15 protein-coding genes are annotated in these 18,048 nt (G+C 55.8%); all 15 read left to right on the plus strand.

Going from position 1 to position 18,048, the window contains the following annotated elements; translation table 11 throughout:
• Positions 1–171 (plus strand): ATP-binding protein (locus tag G560_RS19740; RefSeq protein WP_033419511.1); only part of this gene is annotated, 171 nt, incomplete at its 5' end.
• A gap of 348 nt (positions 172–519) precedes the next feature.
• A complete protein-coding gene (locus G560_RS21155) occupies positions 520–732 on the plus strand; it encodes a hypothetical protein (protein WP_155947388.1) in 213 nt (70 codons plus the stop codon).
• A 198-nt stretch (positions 733–930) separates the two neighbouring features.
• The gene (secE, locus tag G560_RS0117500) at positions 931–1,128 is read left to right on the plus strand and encodes a preprotein translocase subunit SecE (protein WP_022705580.1); all 198 of its coding nucleotides are present in this window, start codon (positions 931–933) and stop codon (positions 1,126–1,128) included.
• A 192-nt stretch (positions 1,129–1,320) separates the two neighbouring features.
• Complete coding sequence (nusG, locus tag G560_RS0117505) at positions 1,321–1,854, plus strand: transcription termination/antitermination protein NusG (RefSeq protein WP_028914242.1); 534 nt, start codon at positions 1,321–1,323, stop codon at positions 1,852–1,854.
• Between the two features lie 101 nt (positions 1,855–1,955).
• Entirely contained in the window at positions 1,956–2,408 is a 453-nt protein-coding gene (gene rplK / locus G560_RS0117510) for a 50S ribosomal protein L11 (protein WP_022705582.1), read from the plus strand.
• Positions 2,409–2,411: 3 nt separating this feature from the next.
• Complete coding sequence (gene rplA, locus G560_RS0117515) at positions 2,412–3,113, plus strand: 50S ribosomal protein L1 (RefSeq protein WP_022705583.1); 702 nt, start codon at positions 2,412–2,414, stop codon at positions 3,111–3,113.
• 306 nt (positions 3,114–3,419) lie between these two features.
• Positions 3,420–3,935 (plus strand): 50S ribosomal protein L10, encoded by a 516-nt coding sequence (rplJ, locus tag G560_RS0117520; protein ID WP_022705584.1) that lies wholly within the window; start codon positions 3,420–3,422, stop codon positions 3,933–3,935.
• 68 nt (positions 3,936–4,003) lie between these two features.
• Positions 4,004–4,378 (plus strand): 50S ribosomal protein L7/L12, encoded by a 375-nt coding sequence (rplL, locus tag G560_RS0117525; protein ID WP_022705585.1) that lies wholly within the window; start codon positions 4,004–4,006, stop codon positions 4,376–4,378.
• A gap of 261 nt (positions 4,379–4,639) precedes the next feature.
• A complete protein-coding gene (gene rpoB / locus G560_RS0117530; protein ID WP_028914243.1) occupies positions 4,640–8,773 on the plus strand; it encodes a DNA-directed RNA polymerase subunit beta in 4,134 nt (1,377 codons plus the stop codon).
• A gap of 89 nt (positions 8,774–8,862) precedes the next feature.
• Entirely contained in the window at positions 8,863–13,077 is a 4,215-nt protein-coding gene (gene rpoC / locus G560_RS0117535) for a DNA-directed RNA polymerase subunit beta' (protein ID WP_022705587.1), read from the plus strand.
• A gap of 147 nt (positions 13,078–13,224) precedes the next feature.
• Positions 13,225–14,145: a DMT family transporter gene (locus G560_RS0117540; RefSeq protein ID WP_022705588.1), complete on the plus strand. Its 921-nt coding sequence runs from the start codon at positions 13,225–13,227 to the stop codon at positions 14,143–14,145.
• Between the two features lie 265 nt (positions 14,146–14,410).
• Entirely contained in the window at positions 14,411–14,782 is a 372-nt protein-coding gene (gene rpsL / locus G560_RS0117545; RefSeq protein WP_022705589.1) for a 30S ribosomal protein S12, read from the plus strand.
• 11 nt (positions 14,783–14,793) lie between these two features.
• A complete protein-coding gene (rpsG, locus tag G560_RS0117550) occupies positions 14,794–15,264 on the plus strand; it encodes a 30S ribosomal protein S7 (RefSeq protein WP_022705590.1) in 471 nt (156 codons plus the stop codon).
• A 9-nt stretch (positions 15,265–15,273) separates the two neighbouring features.
• On the plus strand, positions 15,274–17,394 hold the full coding sequence (fusA, locus tag G560_RS0117555; RefSeq protein ID WP_022705591.1) for an elongation factor G: 2,121 nt from the start codon (positions 15,274–15,276) through the stop codon (positions 17,392–17,394).
• 88 nt (positions 17,395–17,482) lie between these two features.
• On the plus strand, positions 17,483–18,048 hold a 566-nt coding region (locus G560_RS0117560), incomplete at its 3' end, for a GTP-binding protein (protein WP_022705592.1).

The following is an 18,048-nucleotide window of genomic DNA, read 5'->3' on the forward strand; positions in this document are numbered from 1 at the left end:
CTGATCACAAGCAACCTGCCATTCGACGAATGGACAGAAACATTCGGGTCAGAACGGCTGACAGGCGCACTCCTCGACCGTCTGACCCACCACGTCAACATCCTGGAGATGAATGGCGAAAGCTACCGCCTTGGCCAGAGCAAGGCGCGTCAGGCAACGCCCAAAACCTAAATCACAATTAGCACAGATTGGCCCTGACGGGCCAAAGCATCCGGGCAACCGCCAGCTATCTGACAAGCGCGGCCGCCCGGATGCTGGCGCTCGTCTATACGCTGATTATCCCAACCCCAAAGTGGCAACATTTTGCGCTGCCCTTTGGCTCACTTTTACTCTGCCGTTGACATTTGTGCAGTATTTGATGAAACCGATTTCAGACAGCATGATCCGCGCCTTCCGCGAGCAATGATTTGATCAGCGCTTTGACGCGAAAAGCGGCATAGACGAATGGCGCCCTGAGCGCAGGTCGCGAATGCGGGTTCATTTGCGCGCGCCTATGGGCCTTGGTCGGCGCCTGCGGCTATGGCTGAACAATCGGCACAGTGGTGGCCTGCCATTGTATCTAACAGTAGCTGTGGCGGACCGTTCGGATTGCCTTGTGGGATGTCGATGATGGGCGGGTCTGGCGTGACGGAATTCACCATGACCGAGTTCGCAGCAGCGCCACCGATCCGCTTGACCGTGGGTTTTTCGGGTGGGGTGCTTGGGCAGGCAGTTGCGATGATCTTGCACTAAACTGGGTTAATGGGCAGCGGACGGGTGGCCAAGGGTTCGGCGATCGATCCGTTCGAGCGGTTGTTGCAGCGCCGGTTGGCCGATAAGGGATGCGCGGAAAATGTGGCGAAGACGGGGGCGGGCTTGCAGCAGACTTGAATCTTGTACTGCAAACGGCTATCTGCGCGACTGGACACAGCGAAAAGTCAGGACCTAACGATGGCAAACGCCAACCCCCTTCAGTTCATCCAGCAAGTGCGGAGCGAGATTTCCAAGGTTGTTTGGCCAAACCGCCGCGAAGTGGTTTTGACCACGATCATGGTGTTTATCATGGCCGCCCTGACCGCGACCTTCTTTTCCTTGGTCGACTTGGGCATCCGTACCGGCCTGAGCGTTGTTATCAACAGCTTCGGCTGAAAGCGGCCGGAAATGGCCGTACCCCCTTGAAATAGTTGGGGTGGGGCTGTATTCGGTCCATCAATCAGGAATGAAAAACGCGCGGCGATTCGGGCCGCGCGTTGTTTTTTGTTCCACGCGGGGCGAAACTATTCGCTCGAAAGTCAAAGAATTACCGAGGCTTAGGTCTTGGATCATATAGGTGAAGCAGGCATGGCGAAGCGTTGGTATTCGGTGAGCGTTCTCTCAAACTTTGAGAAGAAAATTGCCGAGCAGATCAGAACCTCCGTCATTGAGGCTGGGCTTGAGGACGAGATCGAAGAAGTTTTGGTCCCGACAGAGGAAGTGTTGGAAGTGCGGCGCGGCAAGAAAGTGACGTCCGAGCGTCGCTTTATGCCGGGTTATGTGCTGGTCCGCATGGAAATGTCGAACAAGGGCTATCACCTGATTTCGTCGATCAATCGCGTGACGGGTTTCTTGGGTGCGCAAGGCAAGCCGATGCCGATGCGTGACGAAGAAGTGAATGCGATTTTGAACCGTGTTGAAGAGGGCGAAGCCGCCCCGCGCAACCTGATCCGCTTTGAGATTGGCGAGCAGGTCAATGTGACCGACGGGCCGTTCGAAGGCTTTTCCGGCATGGTGGAAGAAGTTGACGAAGACCACAGCCGCCTGAAGGTGACTGTGTCGATTTTTGGTCGGGCAACCCCGGTCGAGCTGGAATTCACGCAGGTTACGAAAATCACCTGACGTGTCTCGTGGGAGGCGCGCGTTCGGGTTAACCCTTGCGTAAACCGGACCACTAAACCATGCGCTCCGAGGTGGGGTGCGGTGATAAAAGGAGAGGCCACATGGCCAAGAAGATTATTGGGCAGCTTAAGCTGCAAGTTAAGGCGGGGCAAGCCAACCCGTCCCCGCCCGTAGGTCCAGCATTGGGTCAGCGTGGCTTGAACATCATGGCGTTCGTAAAAGAATTTAACGCCAAGACCGCTGATATGGAGCCGGGTACACCGACCCCAACCATCATCACTTATTATCAGGATAAGTCGTTCAGCTTGGAAACCAAGACTGCGCCTGCGTCCTACATGCTGAAAAAAGCAGCTGGTCTGCCGCCTGTTGGCAAGCGTAACCGCGCCAAGGGGTCGGTTAAGCCGGGCCGCGAAGTTGCGGGTACCGTAACTGTTGCGCAGGTTCGCGCAATTGCTGAGGCCAAGATGAAAGACCTGAGCGCAATCGATATTGAGGGCGCAATGCAGATCATTCTCGGATCGGCCCGCTCTTGCGGTATCGAGGTGAAGGGATAAATCATGGCAAAGTTTGGAAAACGGACGCGCGCGGCGCGGGAAGCCTTTGCTGGCAAGGATATGATTGCGCTTGATGACGCAGTGGCGCTGATCAAGGCCAATGCCAAGTCGAAGTTCGACGAGACACTGGAAATCGCGATGAACCTGGGTGTTGACCCACGTCATGCGGACCAGATGGTTCGTGGCGTTGTGACATTGCCAAACGGCACCGGTAAGACGGTTCGTGTGGCAGTGTTCGCACGTGGTCCGAAGGCCGATGAAGCAACGGCTGCTGGTGCAGATATCGTTGGTGCAGAAGACCTGATGGAAGCTATTCAGGCCGGCAAGATCGATTTCGATCGTTGCATCGCGACACCTGACATGATGCCATTGGTTGGTCGTCTGGGCAAAATCCTTGGCCCACGCAACCTGATGCCAAACCCAAAAGTGGGCACGGTAACGATGGACGTGGCCGGTGCTGTTGGCAATGCCAAGGGCGGAGAAGTGCAGTTTAAGGTTGAAAAGGCTGGCGTTATCCATGCGGGTATCGGCAAAGCCTCGTTTGACGCGGCCAAGCTGGCCGAGAACGTGCGCGCCTTTGTTGACGCAGTGACCAAGGCCCGCCCAGCTGGCGCCAAAGGTACTTATTTGAAGAAGATTTCGTTGTCTTCGACAATGGGCCCCGGCATTGCAGTGGATTTGGCGTCGGCTGCTACGGCAAAGTAATTTGCGGTAACGGTGGGTTATCACCCACCTTACGGCAAGGGGGTAGGGTGGGTGATAATCCCCCCCCCACGAAATTCCTGACCCTTTGGGGAAAGGATGGCGGGGCCGCCAAACGGCCCTGTCCTGTCCGAGACGGTGGGGGGGCATCTGCCCTTAATCTTCCTGCCTGAGATGGGGAACGAGACAAATTTCCGGGGATTTCCTCGGGTGATCTGGCCTCGGGACCCGTAAAGGACCCGAATGCCCCGCTTTTCAAAGGGGGGCTAATATGAGCCGGAGGGAAACCTCCAAACTTGGAGTGAAACTGTGGATAGAGCACAAAAAGAGAAAGTGGTCGAGGAACTCGGCCAGATCTTTGAAAGCTCTGGCGTCGTAGTGGTTGCCCACTACGCCGGGATCACGGTTGCACAGATGCAGGACCTTCGCGCCAAAATGCGTGAAGTCGGTGGTTCTGTACGCGTTGCCAAGAACAAGCTCGCCAAGATCGCCCTTGACGGAAAGCCTTCTGCAAAGATGGCCGATCTGCTTACGGGCATGACCGTGATGGCCTATTCCGAGGATCCTGTTGCAGCTGCAAAGGTCGCGGACGAGTACGCCAAGAAGAACGACAAGTTCGTAATTCTTGGTGGTGCTATGGGCGATACACTGTTGGATCCTGCTGGTGTGAAAGCCGTTGCAGCAATGCCGTCGCGTGAGGAGCTTATTGCTTCGATCGTTGGCTGTATCGTTGCACCTGCATCGAACATCGCTGGGGCCATTGGCGCGCCTGCTTCGAACATCGCCGGTATCTTGTCCACGATTGAGGACAAGGCTGCCGCCTGAGCAATCTTATGATCCGGCGTGGTTGTAAAACTGACGTTGGAACCCAACTTTAATGAACGGAACAGAAAATGGCTGATCTGAAAAAACTCGCCGAAGAAATCGTGGGTCTGACCCTTCTTCAGGCACAAGAACTGAAAACCATCCTCAAGGACGAGTATGGCATTGAGCCCGCTGCTGGCGGCGCTGTCATGATGGCTGGCCCTGCGGCTGCAGGCGGCGAAGCTGCTGAAGAGCAGACTGAATTTGATGTTGTTTTGACCGAGGCTGGTCCAAACAAAATCAACGTCATCAAAGAAGTACGCGGCATCACCGGTCTTGGTCTGAAAGAAGCCAAGGATCTGGTTGAAGCTGGCGGCAAAGTAAAAGAAGGCGTTTCCAAAGCTGACGCAGAGACTCTGAAGAAGCAATTGGAAGATGCTGGCGCGAAAGTTGAACTGAAGTAATTCAGTCAGGTGCCGTTTGCGGCATCGCCTAAAATCCAAGGCTGGGTGCGAAGTTTTTCGCGCCCAGCTATCTGCGTCTTATGATGCGTCTTGGTAGGGGGTTGGCCCCAAGCCCCTTCCAAGGCGCGTTGTCCAAGTTCGGGAGCCTTCCGGTGGGACGGAGGGCATGAATAGAACCGATAACCCCTCTATCGCCAAGCGGCGTATGCTCGTGGCCCGACGAGCCTGCGCCGGCGAAAACGATGAAAGGTGACTATGAGCATGGCTCAGAGCTACGTAGGTCAAAAGCGAATCCGCCGTTATTTTGGTAAAATCCGTGAAGTCCTGGAGATGCCGAACCTTATCGAGGTTCAGAAATCTTCGTATGACTTGTTCCTGAAATCGGGCGAAGGCCCGAAGCCCACCGATGGTGATGGCATTCAGGGTGTTTTCCAGTCGGTGTTTCCGATCAAGGATTTCAACGAAACCGCTGTTTTGGAGTTCGTGAAATACGAGCTTGAAAAGCCGAAATATGATGTCGACGAATGCCAGTCGCGCGACATGACATACGCCGCACCGTTGAAGGTGACGCTGCGTTTGATCGTGTTTGATGTCGATGAGGATACAGGCGCGCGGTCGGTCAAGGACATCAAGGAACAAGACGTGTTCATGGGCGATATGCCCTTGATGACGCACAACGGGACGTTCGTTGTGAACGGCACCGAGCGCGTGATCGTGTCCCAGATGCACCGTAGCCCCGGCGTGTTCTTTGACCACGACAAAGGCAAGACGCATTCCAGCGGCAAGCTGTTGTTCGCCTGCCGGATTATCCCGTACCGCGGGTCCTGGTTGGACTTTGAGTTCGACGCCAAGGACATCGTGTTTGCACGCATCGACCGTCGCCGCAAATTGCCGGTGACGACGCTGCTGTATGCGCTTGGCATGGGCCAAGAGCAGATCATGGACGCGTATTACAACACCGTTAGCTACAAGTATCTGAAGAATAAGGGCTGGGTCACCAAGTTCTTCCCCGAGCGTGTGCGCGGCACCCGCCCGACGTTTGACATCGTGGATGCCGACACGGGCGAAGTGCTGTGCAAAGCTGGCGAAAAGATGACACCACGGATGGTCAAAAAGATCATCGACGAAGGCAAGGTTAAGGAACTGTTGCTGCCATACGATCAGATCGTTGGTAAATACGTGGCCAAGGACATCATCAACGAAGAAACCGGCGAGATCTGGGTTGAAGCCGGTGACGAGTTGACGATGGAATACGACAAGGACGGCGAAGTCAAAGGCGGCACCCTGAAGGTGCTGTTGGATCAGGGCATCACCGATGTGCCGGTTCTGGACATCGATAACGTCAACGTCGGGCCTTACATCCGCAACACGATGGCAGCGGATAAAAACATGGGCCGTGATACCGCGCTTATGGATATTTACCGCGTCATGCGCCCCGGCGAGCCGCCGACGGTTGAGGCCGCGTCGAACCTGTTTGACACGCTGTTCTTTGATAGCGAGCGTTATGATCTGTCGGCCGTTGGCCGCGTGAAAATGAACATGCGTCTGGATCTGGGCCGCCCGGATACCCAGCGCACGTTGGACCGTGCCGATATCGTTGCTTGTATCAAAGCCCTCACTGAATTGCGTGACGGCAAGGGCGAGATTGACGATATCGACCACCTCGGCAACCGCCGTGTGCGGTCGGTTGGCGAATTGATGGAAAACCAGTACCGCGTCGGGCTGCTTCGTATGGAGCGCGCGATCAAGGAACGTATGTCCAGCGTCGAAATCGACACGATCATGCCGCAAGATCTGATCAACGCCAAGCCGGCTGCGGCTGCGGTGCGGGAATTCTTTGGCTCCAGCCAGCTGTCGCAGTTCATGGACCAAACCAACCCGCTATCTGAAGTCACCCACAAGCGCCGCCTTTCGGCACTGGGGCCAGGCGGTTTGACACGCGAACGTGCGGGCTTTGAAGTGCGCGACGTTCACCCGACCCACTACGGCCGGATGTGCCCGATTGAAACGCCAGAAGGTCAGAACATTGGTCTGATCAACTCTCTCGCGACGTTTGCGCGCGTGAACAAGTATGGCTTTATCGAAACACCTTACCGCAAGGTTATCGACGGCAAAGTGACCGACGAAGTCGTTTACATGTCGGCGACCGAGGAAATGCGGCACACCGTTGCGCAGGCGAACGCGCAGTTGGATGCCGAAGGGCGCTTTGTGAATGATCTGGTTTCCACACGGAAATCCGGCGAATTCATGCTGAACCCTTCTGAGGCCGTTGACCTGATCGACGTTAGCCCGAAGCAGTTGGTGTCGGTCGCGGCATCCTTGATCCCGTTCCTTGAAAACGACGATGCTAACCGCGCGTTGATGGGTTCGAACATGATGCGTCAGGCCGTGCCTTTGGTGAAATCCGATGCGCCATATGTTGGCACAGGGATTGAAGGCATTGTTGCGCGCGACTCTGGTGCGGCCATCATGGCCCGCCGTGCAGGTATCATCGACCAGGTCGATGCCGCCCGTATCGTTGTGCGCGCAACTGAAATGATGGAACCGGGCGAGCCGGGCGTGGATATCTACCGTCTGCGCAAGTTCAAGCGGTCGAACCAGTCGTCCTGCATCAACCAGCGCCCGCTGGTAAAGGTGGGCGACACGGTTACGCGTGACGAAGTGATTGCCGATGGTCCATGCACCGATATGGGCGAACTGGCCGTTGGCCGGAACGTCATCGTCGCGTTCATGCCGTGGAATGGCTATAACTACGAAGACAGTATCCTGATTTCTGAGCGTATCTTGAAAGACGACGTATTCACCTCGATCCACATCGACGAATACGAAGTCGCAGCGCGCGATACGAAGCTGGGGCCAGAGGAAATTACCCGCGACATCCCGAACGTAGGCGAAGAAGCCCTGCGCAATCTGGATGAAGCAGGTATTGTTTATATCGGTGCCGAAGTGCAGCCGGGTGACATTCTGGTGGGTAAGATCACGCCAAAGGGCGAAAGCCCGATGACGCCAGAAGAAAAGCTGCTACGCGCCATCTTTGGTGAAAAGGCGTCGGACGTGCGTGACACATCCTTGCGTCTGCCACCGGGTGCGTTTGGTACGATCGTTGAAGTACGTGTGTTCAACCGTCATGGTGTGGACAAAGACGAGCGTGCCTTGCAGATCGAGCGTGAAGAAGTTGAACGCCTTGCCCGCGACCGTGATGACGAATTGGTCATCTTGGAACGCAACATCTATGCGCGTCTGAAAACCCTGATCATGGGCAAAACCGCTGTTAAGGGGCCTAAGGGCATCCGTTCGGGTTCGACCATTGATGAGGAATTGCTGGGCACGCTGAGCCGTGGTCAGTGGTGGCAGTTGGCGTTGGGTGAAGAGGCCGAAGCCAAGGACGTCGAAGCCCTGCACGATCAGTTTGAGGCACAAAAGCGTGCCTTGGATCACCGTTTCGACGACAAGGTCGAAAAGGTACGTCGCGGTGATGACTTGCCTCCAGGTGTCATGAAGATGGTCAAAGTGTTCGTAGCGGTGAAGCGCAAGCTGCAACCGGGCGACAAAATGGCGGGTCGTCATGGCAACAAAGGTGTTGTCAGCCGCGTTGTTCCGATGGAAGACATGCCGTTCCTTGCGGATGGGACGACCGTGGATATCTGTTTGAACCCATTGGGCGTGCCAAGCCGTATGAACGTCGGTCAGATTCTGGAAACCCACATGGGTTGGGCCGCACGCGGCTTTGGGATGAAGATCGACGAAGCACTGTCTGAGTATCGCCGTTCGGGGGATATGACCCCGGTTCGTGATGCGGTGCGTCTGGCTTACGGCGACGAGACGTATGACGCGGCGTTTGCCCATCAGGACGAGGAAACCTTCCTTGAGCTGGCAGGCAATGTGACCGGCGGTGTGCCGATTGCAACGCCCGTCTTTGATGGTGCAAAAGAGGCCGATATCAACGACGCGCTAAAACGGGCAGGGTTCGCAGAATCCGGTCAGTCGATCGTGTTTGATGGCCGCTCGGGTGAGCAGTTTGCCCGCCCTGTGACCGTTGGCGTCAAGTACTTGCTGAAGCTGCACCACCTTGTGGATGACAAGCTGCACGCACGTTCTACGGGCCCATACTCGCTTGTTACTCAGCAGCCGCTGGGTGGTAAGGCGCAGTTTGGTGGTCAGCGTCTTGGGGAAATGGAAGTCTGGGCTTTGGAAGCTTATGGCGCTGCATACACCTTGCAAGAGATGCTGACTGTGAAGTCGGATGACGTGGCGGGCCGGACCAAAATGTACGAAAGCATCGTGAAGGGCGAAGATAACTTTGAGGCCGGCGTGCCTGAAAGCTTCAACGTTCTGGTGAAGGAAGTGCGCGGCCTCGGCCTGAATATGGAACTCCTGGATGCGGAGGAAGAGTGACGCAGAGTCGGGGTCAACCCCGACCTACGTAGGGCGGGGGTCACCCCCCCACACTTTCCCCCCGCCGCCCCCAATTCTAAGGATTGAACATGAACCAGGAACTTTCGACCAACCCGTTTAACCCCGTTGCTCCGGTCAAAACCTTTGATGAGATCAAAATCTCTCTGGCCTCGCCAGAGCGGATTCTGAGCTGGTCTTATGGCGAGATCAAAAAGCCGGAAACCATCAACTACCGCACGTTCAAGCCAGAGCGTGACGGTCTGTTCTGCGCACGCATCTTTGGCCCAATCAAAGATTACGAATGCCTGTGCGGCAAATATAAGCGCATGAAATATCGCGGCGTTGTCTGCGAAAAATGCGGCGTTGAAGTGACACTGCAAAAAGTGCGTCGCGAACGGATGGGCCATATCGAATTGGCCGCACCTGTTGCGCACATCTGGTTTTTGAAGTCGCTGCCAAGCCGTATTGGCCTGATGCTGGATACCACGCTGCGGGATCTGGAACGCATTTTGTACTTTGAAAATTATGTGGTGATTGAGCCGGGTCTGACCGACCTGACCTATGGCCAGCTGATGACCGAGGAAGAGTTCCTCGACGCGCAAGATCTGTATGGCGCGGATGCGTTCACCGCTAACATCGGCGCTGAAGCCATTCGTGAAATGCTGGCCGCGATCGACCTTGAGGCGACCGCTGACCAGCTGCGCGAAGAGCTGAAAGAAGCCACGGGTGAATTGAAGCCGAAAAAGATCATCAAGCGTTTGAAGATCGTTGAATCGTTCCTCGAGTCGGGAAACCGTCCGGAGTGGATGGTTCTGACCGTGCTGCCAGTGATCCCGCCAGAACTGCGCCCCTTGGTGCCGCTGGATGGTGGCCGCTTTGCGACCTCGGATCTGAACGATCTGTACCGCCGCGTCATCAACCGGAACAACCGTTTGAAGCGTCTGATTGAACTGCGTGCGCCCGATATCATCGTGCGCAACGAAAAGCGGATGTTGCAGGAATCGGTTGATGCGCTGTTTGACAACGGCCGTCGTGGCCGCGTCATCACGGGCACCAACAAGCGCCCGTTGAAATCGCTGTCTGACATGCTGAAGGGTAAGCAAGGCCGCTTCCGTCAGAACCTTTTGGGTAAGCGCGTCGACTTCTCGGGTCGTTCGGTTATCGTGACCGGTCCGGAATTGAAGCTGCACCAGTGCGGCCTGCCGAAAAAGATGGCTTTGGAACTGTTCAAACCGTTCATCTATTCACGTTTGGAAGCCAAGGGTCTGTCCTCGACAGTCAAGCAGGCGAAAAAGCTGGTGGAAAAAGAGCGTCCCGAAGTGTGGGATATCTTGGACGAGGTTATCCGCGAACATCCGGTTCTGTTGAACCGTGCGCCGACCTTGCACCGTTTGGGCATTCAGGCGTTCGAACCGATCTTGATCGAAGGTAAGGCTATTCAGCTGCACCCGCTGGTCTGTTCGGCCTTTAACGCCGACTTTGACGGTGACCAGATGGCGGTTCACGTTCCACTGAGCCTTGAGGCTCAGTTGGAAGCGCGCGTTCTGATGATGTCGACCAATAACGTGCTTTCCCCTGCAAACGGTGCGCCGATTATCGTGCCATCGCAGGATATGGTCTTGGGCCTGTACTACACCACCATGCAGCGTAAGGGCATGGTTGGTGAAGGCATGGCCTTTGCTGATGTAACCGAAGTGGAGCACGCGCTTGCTGCGGGTGCTGTCCATTTGCATGCGTCGATCCAAGCACGGATCAAGCAGATCGACGAAGAAGGCAATGAGGTTTGGAAGCGGTTTGAAACAACGCCGGGCCGTTTGCGCCTTGGCAACCTGTTGCCCGTGAATGCCAAAGCGCCGTTCGATCTTGTGAACCGGTTGCTGCGGAAAAAAGACGTCCAGAATGTTATTGACACTGTTTACCGCTATTGCGGCCAAAAAGAATCGGTGATTTTCTGTGATCAGATCATGACCATGGGTTTCCGCGAGGCGTTCAAGGCTGGTATTTCGTTCGGTAAGGATGACATGCTGATCCCTGACACCAAGTGGGACATCGTGAACGAAGTCCGCGATCAGGTTAAGGAATTCGAACAGCAGTATATGGACGGCCTGATCACTCAGGGTGAGAAGTATAACAAAGTTGTCGATGCTTGGTCGAAGTGTTCCGACAAGGTTGCTGGCGAGATGATGGATGAGATTTCCGCCGTTCGTCACAACGATGCCGGCGCTGAAAATGAACCGAACTCGGTCTATATGATGTCGCACTCCGGTGCGCGGGGTTCGCCTGCACAGATGAAGCAGCTGGGCGGGATGCGCGGTCTGATGGCCAAGCCGAACGGCGAGATCATTGAAACACCGATCATCTCAAACTTTAAGGAAGGTCTGACCGTGTTGGAGTACTTTAACTCTACCCACGGTGCCCGTAAGGGCCTTGCGGACACGGCTTTGAAAACTGCGAACTCGGGCTATCTGACCCGCCGTCTGGTCGATGTTGCACAAGATTGCATCATTCGCGCCCATGATTGCGGTACGGAAAACAGCATCACCGCATCTGCGGCCGTGAACGACGGTGAGGTTGTGTCCTCACTGGCGGAGCGGGTGCTGGGCCGTGTGGCAGCCGAGGATATCCTTGTTCCAGGTCAGGACGAGGTTATCGTGGCACGTGGCGAGCTGATCGACGAACGCAAGGCGGATCTGATTGATCAGGCCGGTGTTGCGTCTGCGCGTATCCGCAGCCCGCTGACCTGTGAGGCCGAAGAAGGCGTTTGCGCCCAGTGCTATGGTCGTGACCTTGCACGCGGTACGTTGGTGAACCAAGGTGAAGCTGTCGGCATTATTGCTGCGCAGTCGATTGGTGAACCTGGTACACAGTTGACGATGCGGACGTTCCACATCGGCGGTATTGCGCAAGGTGGTCAGCAGTCTTTCTTGGAAGCGTCTCAAGAAGGCAAGGTTGAGTTCCGCAATGCCAGCCTGCTCGAAAATGTTGGCAGTGAGCAGGTTGTTATGGGTCGTGCGATGCAAATCGCGATCATTGACGAGGCGGGCCAAGAGCGTGCGTCGCACAAGGTGTCTTATGGTGCCAAGGTTCACGTCAAGGATGGCCAAGCGGTCAAACGCGGCGCGAAACTGTTCGAATGGGACCCCTATACCTTGCCGATCATTGCTGAAAAAGCAGGGGTCACACGGTTTGTCGATCTGATCTCGGGCATCTCGGTGCGTGAAGATACGGATGATGCGACAGGCATGACCCAGCGGATCGTTTCCGACTGGCGGTCGGCGCCGAAAGGCAATGACCTGAAGCCAGAAGTGATCTTGATGGACGCGCAGGGCGAGCCTTTGCGCAACGATGCTGGCAATCCGATTTCCTATCCAATGTCGGTTGACGCGATTTTGTCGGTCGAAGATGGTCAGGACATTAAGCCGGGCGACGTTGTGGCGCGTATTCCGCGTGAAGGCGCCAAGACCAAGGACATCACCGGGGGTCTTCCTCGCGTGGCGGAATTGTTTGAAGCTCGTCGTCCAAAGGACAACGCGATCATCGCGGAATCCGATGGTTATGTGCGGTTCGGCAAAGACTATAAGAATAAGCGCCGCATTACGCTGGAACCAATTGATGACAGCCTTCAGCCGCTGGAATACATGGTGCCGAAGGGCAAGCATATTCCCGTGCAAGAAGGTGATTTCGTTCAAAAGGGCGATTACATCATGGACGGCAACCCAGCCCCGCACGATATTTTGCGGATCTTGGGTGTCGAGGCGCTTGCAAACTACATGATCGACGAAGTGCAGGACGTGTACCGTTTGCAAGGCGTGAAGATCAACGACAAGCATATCGAGGTAATCGTGCGTCAGATGCTGCAAAAGTTCGAGGTTCTTGACTCGGGCCAGACCACGCTGCTGAAGGGCGAAAACGTCGACAAGCAAGAGCTGGAAGAAGCGAACGCCAAAGCACACAAGCTGGGCGTGCGTCCTGCAACGGCCGAGCCGATCCTTTTGGGGATCACCAAGGCCAGCTTGCAGACACGCAGCTTTATCTCGGCGGCGTCGTTCCAGGAAACCACGCGGGTTCTGACCGAGGCTTCGGTACAGGGCAAGCGCGACAAACTAGTCGGTCTGAAAGAGAACGTGATCGTTGGGCGCTTGATCCCGGCGGGTACGGGCGGGGCGACAAGCCGCGTGAAAAAGATCGCAGCGGATCGGGATTTGAAGGTCGTGGAAACACGCCGTTCGGACGCCGAGCAAGCCGCAGCTTTGGCCGCACCAGAGCCGGTTGCTGCTGACCCGATGGAGAGCCGCGACGAATAATCGCGCCTGACGGCTAACGATTCGGCCCCTCGCAGGTGACTGCGGGGGGCATTTTCATTTTGTGCGGGTTACAAAGTTTAACTAGGGGCGGGGTTGACCATTGCAGGTCGTGGCGGAAAGGTCTGCGGTAGGGCAGGGGGATCAGACTTGGCACTTTCAGACAACACGCGCGGCATCGTTTTTATGGCCGTGGCTATGGCGACTTTCACCGTGAACGACAGTTTCATGAAGTCGGTGACGCTGGTTCTGCCATTGTCGCAAGCGATTGTGATCCGGGGCGTAATGACCTTGGTGGCGCTATTAATCCTTGCCCGTGTGATGAAAATCTCGACCCTAGTCATTCCCGCCAATGATCGTCGCCTTTTGGGCTGGCGTACCTTGGCCGAATTGGGGGCAACGATCACCTTCTTGCTGGCTTTGCGGCAAATGCCCTTGGCGAACCTCTCGGCGATTTTGCAATCCCTCCCTTTGGCTGTGACCTTGGGTGCCGCGATTGCGCTGCGCGAACCCGTGGGCTGGCGACGGATGACGGCGATTGCGGTCGGGTTTGGCGGGGTGATGCTGATTGTGCGGCCCGGCACCGAAGGGTTCAATATATGGTCAGTGCTCGCCATCATTTCGGTTGCCTTTGTGGTGGTACGTGACCTGACCACACGACAGTTTTCGCACGGCCTGCCCTCGGTCACGATTGCGATTTATACCTCGCTGGCGGTCACGATGATGGGGCTGGCGGGATTGGCGATTGAGGATTGGACGGTGGTGACACCCCATGTGTTCGCGATGCTGGCAGGGGCGTCGGCGATGCTGATCATGGGCTATTTGTTTATCGTGAAAGCGATGCGGGTCGGTGATGTGGCGATTGTTGCGCCGTTTCGCTATTCCGCGCTTATATGGGCGATTTTGCTGGGGTGGTTGGTCTTTGATGATTTCCCCAAAGCGATCACGCTGCTGGGCGCGGCCATTGTTGTGGCGACCGGGCTTTATACCTATGTGCGTGAACATCAGCTGCAACGCAGGATCGCGGCGACTAAGGCGTCGATGACCGGAACCGCGACGCCGGACCGCTAATCCGGTCCTGTTGACATCCCCCGCGACTCCCCTTATACGCCAGCCACCCAAGGTATGTTTCGGCATGTCGAAGGGTCTCAAAGACTAAAGTGGTCAAGATCCGGGCCGTTAAACGCCCCGATCCTCTGGAATTCCACCGCACCGTTCCCGCAAGGGCAACGACTGCGGTTTTGGTGTTTTGTGAAGGCACAAGATGCCGTCGAGAAGCAGTGTGCCGGAACACGATCCGGTGCGAGTATTGACAGTTGCAACACGAGGAACGTGAATGCCAACGATCCAACAGCTTATCCGTAAGCCGCGCGAACCGCGCGTCAAGCGGTCCAAGTCACAGCACTTGGAATCCTGCCCACAAAAACGCGGCGTATGTACCCGCGTTTACACAACCACTCCGAAAAAGCCTAACTCGGCTATGCGTAAAGTCGCAAAAGTGCGTCTTACCAACAGCTTTGAGGTTATCTGCTATATTCCGGGTGAAAAGCACAACCTTCAGGAACACTCTGTTGTTCTGATCCGCGGCGGTCGTATCAAAGACCTTCCGGGTGTCCGTTACCACATCCTGCGCGGTGTGTTGGATACCCAGGGTGTTAAAGATCGTCGCCAGCGTCGTTCGAAATACGGCGCTAAGCGTCCGAAGTGAGGAATTAAAACATGTCACGTCGTCACGCCGCTGAAAAACGCGAGATTCTGCCTGACGCCAAGTATGGCGATAAGGTTCTGACAAAATTCATGAACAACCTGATGATCGACGGCAAAAAATCCGTCGCTGAGTCGATTGTTTACAACGCGCTCACCCGCGTTGAAGAGCGCCTGAAGCGCGCCCCGATCGAGTGCTTCCATGAAGCCCTTGAAAACGTGAAGCCATCGGTAGAAGTCCGGTCGCGTCGCGTTGGTGGTGCAACCTATCAGGTGCCGGTTGAGGTGCGCATCGAGCGCCGCGAAGCATTGGCCATTCGTTGGTTGATCATCGCTGCCCGCAAGCGCAACGAAAACACAATGGAAGAGCGCCTTGCAGCCGAGCTTTCGGATGCTGTTAACAACCGTGGTACGGCTGTTAAAAAGCGCGAAGACACCCATAAAATGGCCGACGCTAACAAAGCGTTCAGCCACTATCGCTGGTAAGGGGTCCACATGGCACGCGACTATCAGCTTAACCACTACCGTAACTTTGGTATTATTGCCCACATCGACGCGGGCAAGACCACCACGACGGAACGCATCCTGTACTATACAGGCAAGTCCCATAAAATCGGCGAAGTCCATGACGGCGCCGCGACTATGGACTGGATGGAGCAGGAGCAGGAGCGTGGGATCACGATCACGTCCGCTGCGACCACGACATTCTGGCAGCGTACCATCGATTCCGACAACCTGTCGAAAGATGACCGTTACCGCTTTAACATCATCGACACGCCCGGCCACGTTGACTTTACAATCGAAGTAGAGCGTTCGCTGGCCGTTCTGGATGGCGCTGTTGTTCTGCTGGACGGCAACGCAGGTGTTGAACCGCAGACCGAAACCGTTTGGCGTCAGGCCGACCGGTACAAAGTTCCGCGTATCGTTTTTGTCAACAAGATGGACAAGACCGGCGCTGACTTTTTCAACTGCGTCAAGATGATCAAGGACCGCACCGGTGCGAACGCCCTGCCAATCGCTTTGCCGATTGGTGCGGAAGACAAGCTGGAAGGCATCATCGACCTCGTGACCATGGAAGAATGGGTTTACCTGGGCGAAGACCTTGGCGCGTCGTGGGAACGTCGCCCGATCCGGGCCGAGCTGATGGACAGTGCAACCGAGTGGCGCACCAACTTGCTGGAAACAGCAGTAGAGCAAGACGACACTGCGATGGAAGCCTATCTTGAAGGTAATGAGCCTTCGGTTGACGTGCTGCGCGGTTTGATCCGCAAGGGTACGCTGGCGATTGACTTCATTCCGGTTATGGCTGGTTCTGCGTTCAAAAACAAAGGTGTGCAGCCATTGCTGAACGCTGTGATCGACTATCTGCCAAATCCTTTGGACGTTCCGCCTTACATGGGCTTTACACCAGGTGACGAGACAGAAACGCGTAACATCGCTCGTTCGGCCGATGATGAGCAGCCCTTCTCGGCGCTTGCGTTCAAGATCATGAACGACCCCTTCGTGGGTTCCTTGACCTTTACCCGCATCTATTCGGGTACTTTGGCCAAGGGCGACGCAATGCTGAATGCGACCAAGCAGCGCAAAGAGCGTGTTGGCCGTATGATGATGATGCATGCCATTGACCGTGAAGAAATCACCGAAGCCTATGCTGGTGACATCATTGCGTTGGGTGGCCTGAAAGAAACCACAACAGGCGATACCCTGTGTGACCCGGCCAAGCCGGTTGTTTTGGAAACCATGACCTTCCCGGTTCCGGTTATCGAAATTGCGGTAGAACCAAAGACCAAAGCTGACCAAGAAAAGATGGGCATCGCTTTGGCCCGTCTGGCAGCGGAAGATCCTTCTTTCCGTGTGGAAACCGATATTGAATCGGGCCAAACGATCATGAAGGGCATGGGCGAACTTCACCTCGACATTCTGGTTGACCGGATGCGTCGTGAATTCAAGGTCGAAGCGAACATCGGTGCACCACAGGTGGCTTACCGTGAGACCATCTCGCGCGAGCATGAGATCGACTACACGCACAAAAAGCAGTCCGGTGGTACCGGTCAGTTTGCGCGTATCAAGATGATCATTATGCCAACCGAGCCCGGCGAAGGTTATTCGTTCGAGTCCCGTGTTGTTGGTGGTAACGTTCCGAAGGAATACATCCCCGGCGTTGAAAAAGGCATCAAGTCTGTTATGGACTCGGGCCCGCTGGCTGGCTTCCCGGTTATCGACTTTAAGGTCGCGCTGATCGACGGTGCGTATCATGACGTCGACTCTTCGGTTCTGGCTTTTGAAATTGCGGCCCGTGCTGCAATGCGTGAAGGCCTTAAGAAAGCAGGGGCCAAGTTGTTGGAGCCTGTGATGAAGGTCGAAGTTGTGACACCCGAGGAGTATACTGGCGGCGTTATTGGTGACTTGACATCCCGCCGTGGTATGGTGACGGGTCAGGACAGCCGCGGCAACGCGAACGTGATTTCTGCAATGGTGCCTTTGGCCAATATGTTCGGCTACATCAACACGCTGCGCTCCATGACATCGGGCCGTGCAACGTTTGCGATGTCGTTCGACCATTACGACGCGGTTCCGCAGAACATCTCGGATGAGATCCAGAAGAAATACGCTTAATAACCAACGGCGGTGGGCAAATTGCCCACCCTACCAACCCCGTAGGGTGGGATTTACCCCCACCGCAATTGAATGACAGGAGGCCATCATGGCAAAGGCAAAGTTTGAACGTAACAAACCGCACGTAAACATCGGCACGATTGGTCACGTTGACCACGGCAAAACGACGTTGACAGCTGCGATCACGAAGTATTTTGGCGAATTCCGCGCCTATGACCAGATCGACGGCGCACCCGAAGAAAAGGCACGCGGGATCACGATCTCGACTGCGCACGTGGAATATGAGTCGGAAGCCCGTCACTACGCCCACGTCGACTGCCCCGGCCACGCTGACTATGTGAAAAACATGATCACCGGTGCGGCGCAGATGGACGGCGCGATCTTGGTTGTGAACGCGGCTGATGGCCCAATGCCACAGACCCGCGAGCACATCTTGCTCGGCCGCCAGGTAGGTATTCCCTACATGGTCGTTTACATGAACAAGGTTGACCAGGTCGACGACGAAGAGCTGCTGGAACTGGTGGAAATGGAAATCCGCGAGCTTCTGTCCAAGTACGATTACCCCGGTGATGACATTCCGATCATCCGTGGTTCGGCCTTGCACGCAATGAACGGCACGCGCCCAGAGATTGGTGAAGAGTCTATCCGCGCGCT

Origin of the sequence: Pseudorhodobacter ferrugineus DSM 5888 (genome assembly GCF_000420745.1) — a bacterium.
Lineage (GTDB): Bacteria > Pseudomonadota > Alphaproteobacteria > Rhodobacterales > Rhodobacteraceae > Pseudorhodobacter > Pseudorhodobacter ferrugineus.

Coding starts and splice junctions, on each gene's coding strand:
- G560_RS21155 (WP_155947388.1), top strand. CDS start 520: ATGGCTGAACAATCGGCACAGTGGTGGCCTGCCATTGTATCTAACAGT.
- secE (WP_022705580.1), top strand. CDS start 931: ATGGCAAACGCCAACCCCCTTCAGTTCATCCAGCAAGTGCGGAGCGAG.
- nusG (WP_028914242.1), top strand. CDS start 1,321: ATGGCGAAGCGTTGGTATTCGGTGAGCGTTCTCTCAAACTTTGAGAAG.
- rplK (WP_022705582.1), top strand. CDS start 1,956: ATGGCCAAGAAGATTATTGGGCAGCTTAAGCTGCAAGTTAAGGCGGGG.
- rplA (WP_022705583.1), top strand. CDS start 2,412: ATGGCAAAGTTTGGAAAACGGACGCGCGCGGCGCGGGAAGCCTTTGCT.
- rplL (WP_022705585.1), top strand. CDS start 4,004: ATGGCTGATCTGAAAAAACTCGCCGAAGAAATCGTGGGTCTGACCCTT.
- rpoB (WP_028914243.1), top strand. CDS start 4,640: ATGGCTCAGAGCTACGTAGGTCAAAAGCGAATCCGCCGTTATTTTGGT.
- rpoC (WP_022705587.1), top strand. CDS start 8,863: ATGAACCAGGAACTTTCGACCAACCCGTTTAACCCCGTTGCTCCGGTC.
- rpsL (WP_022705589.1), top strand. CDS start 14,411: ATGCCAACGATCCAACAGCTTATCCGTAAGCCGCGCGAACCGCGCGTC.
- rpsG (WP_022705590.1), top strand. CDS start 14,794: ATGTCACGTCGTCACGCCGCTGAAAAACGCGAGATTCTGCCTGACGCC.
- fusA (WP_022705591.1), top strand. CDS start 15,274: ATGGCACGCGACTATCAGCTTAACCACTACCGTAACTTTGGTATTATT.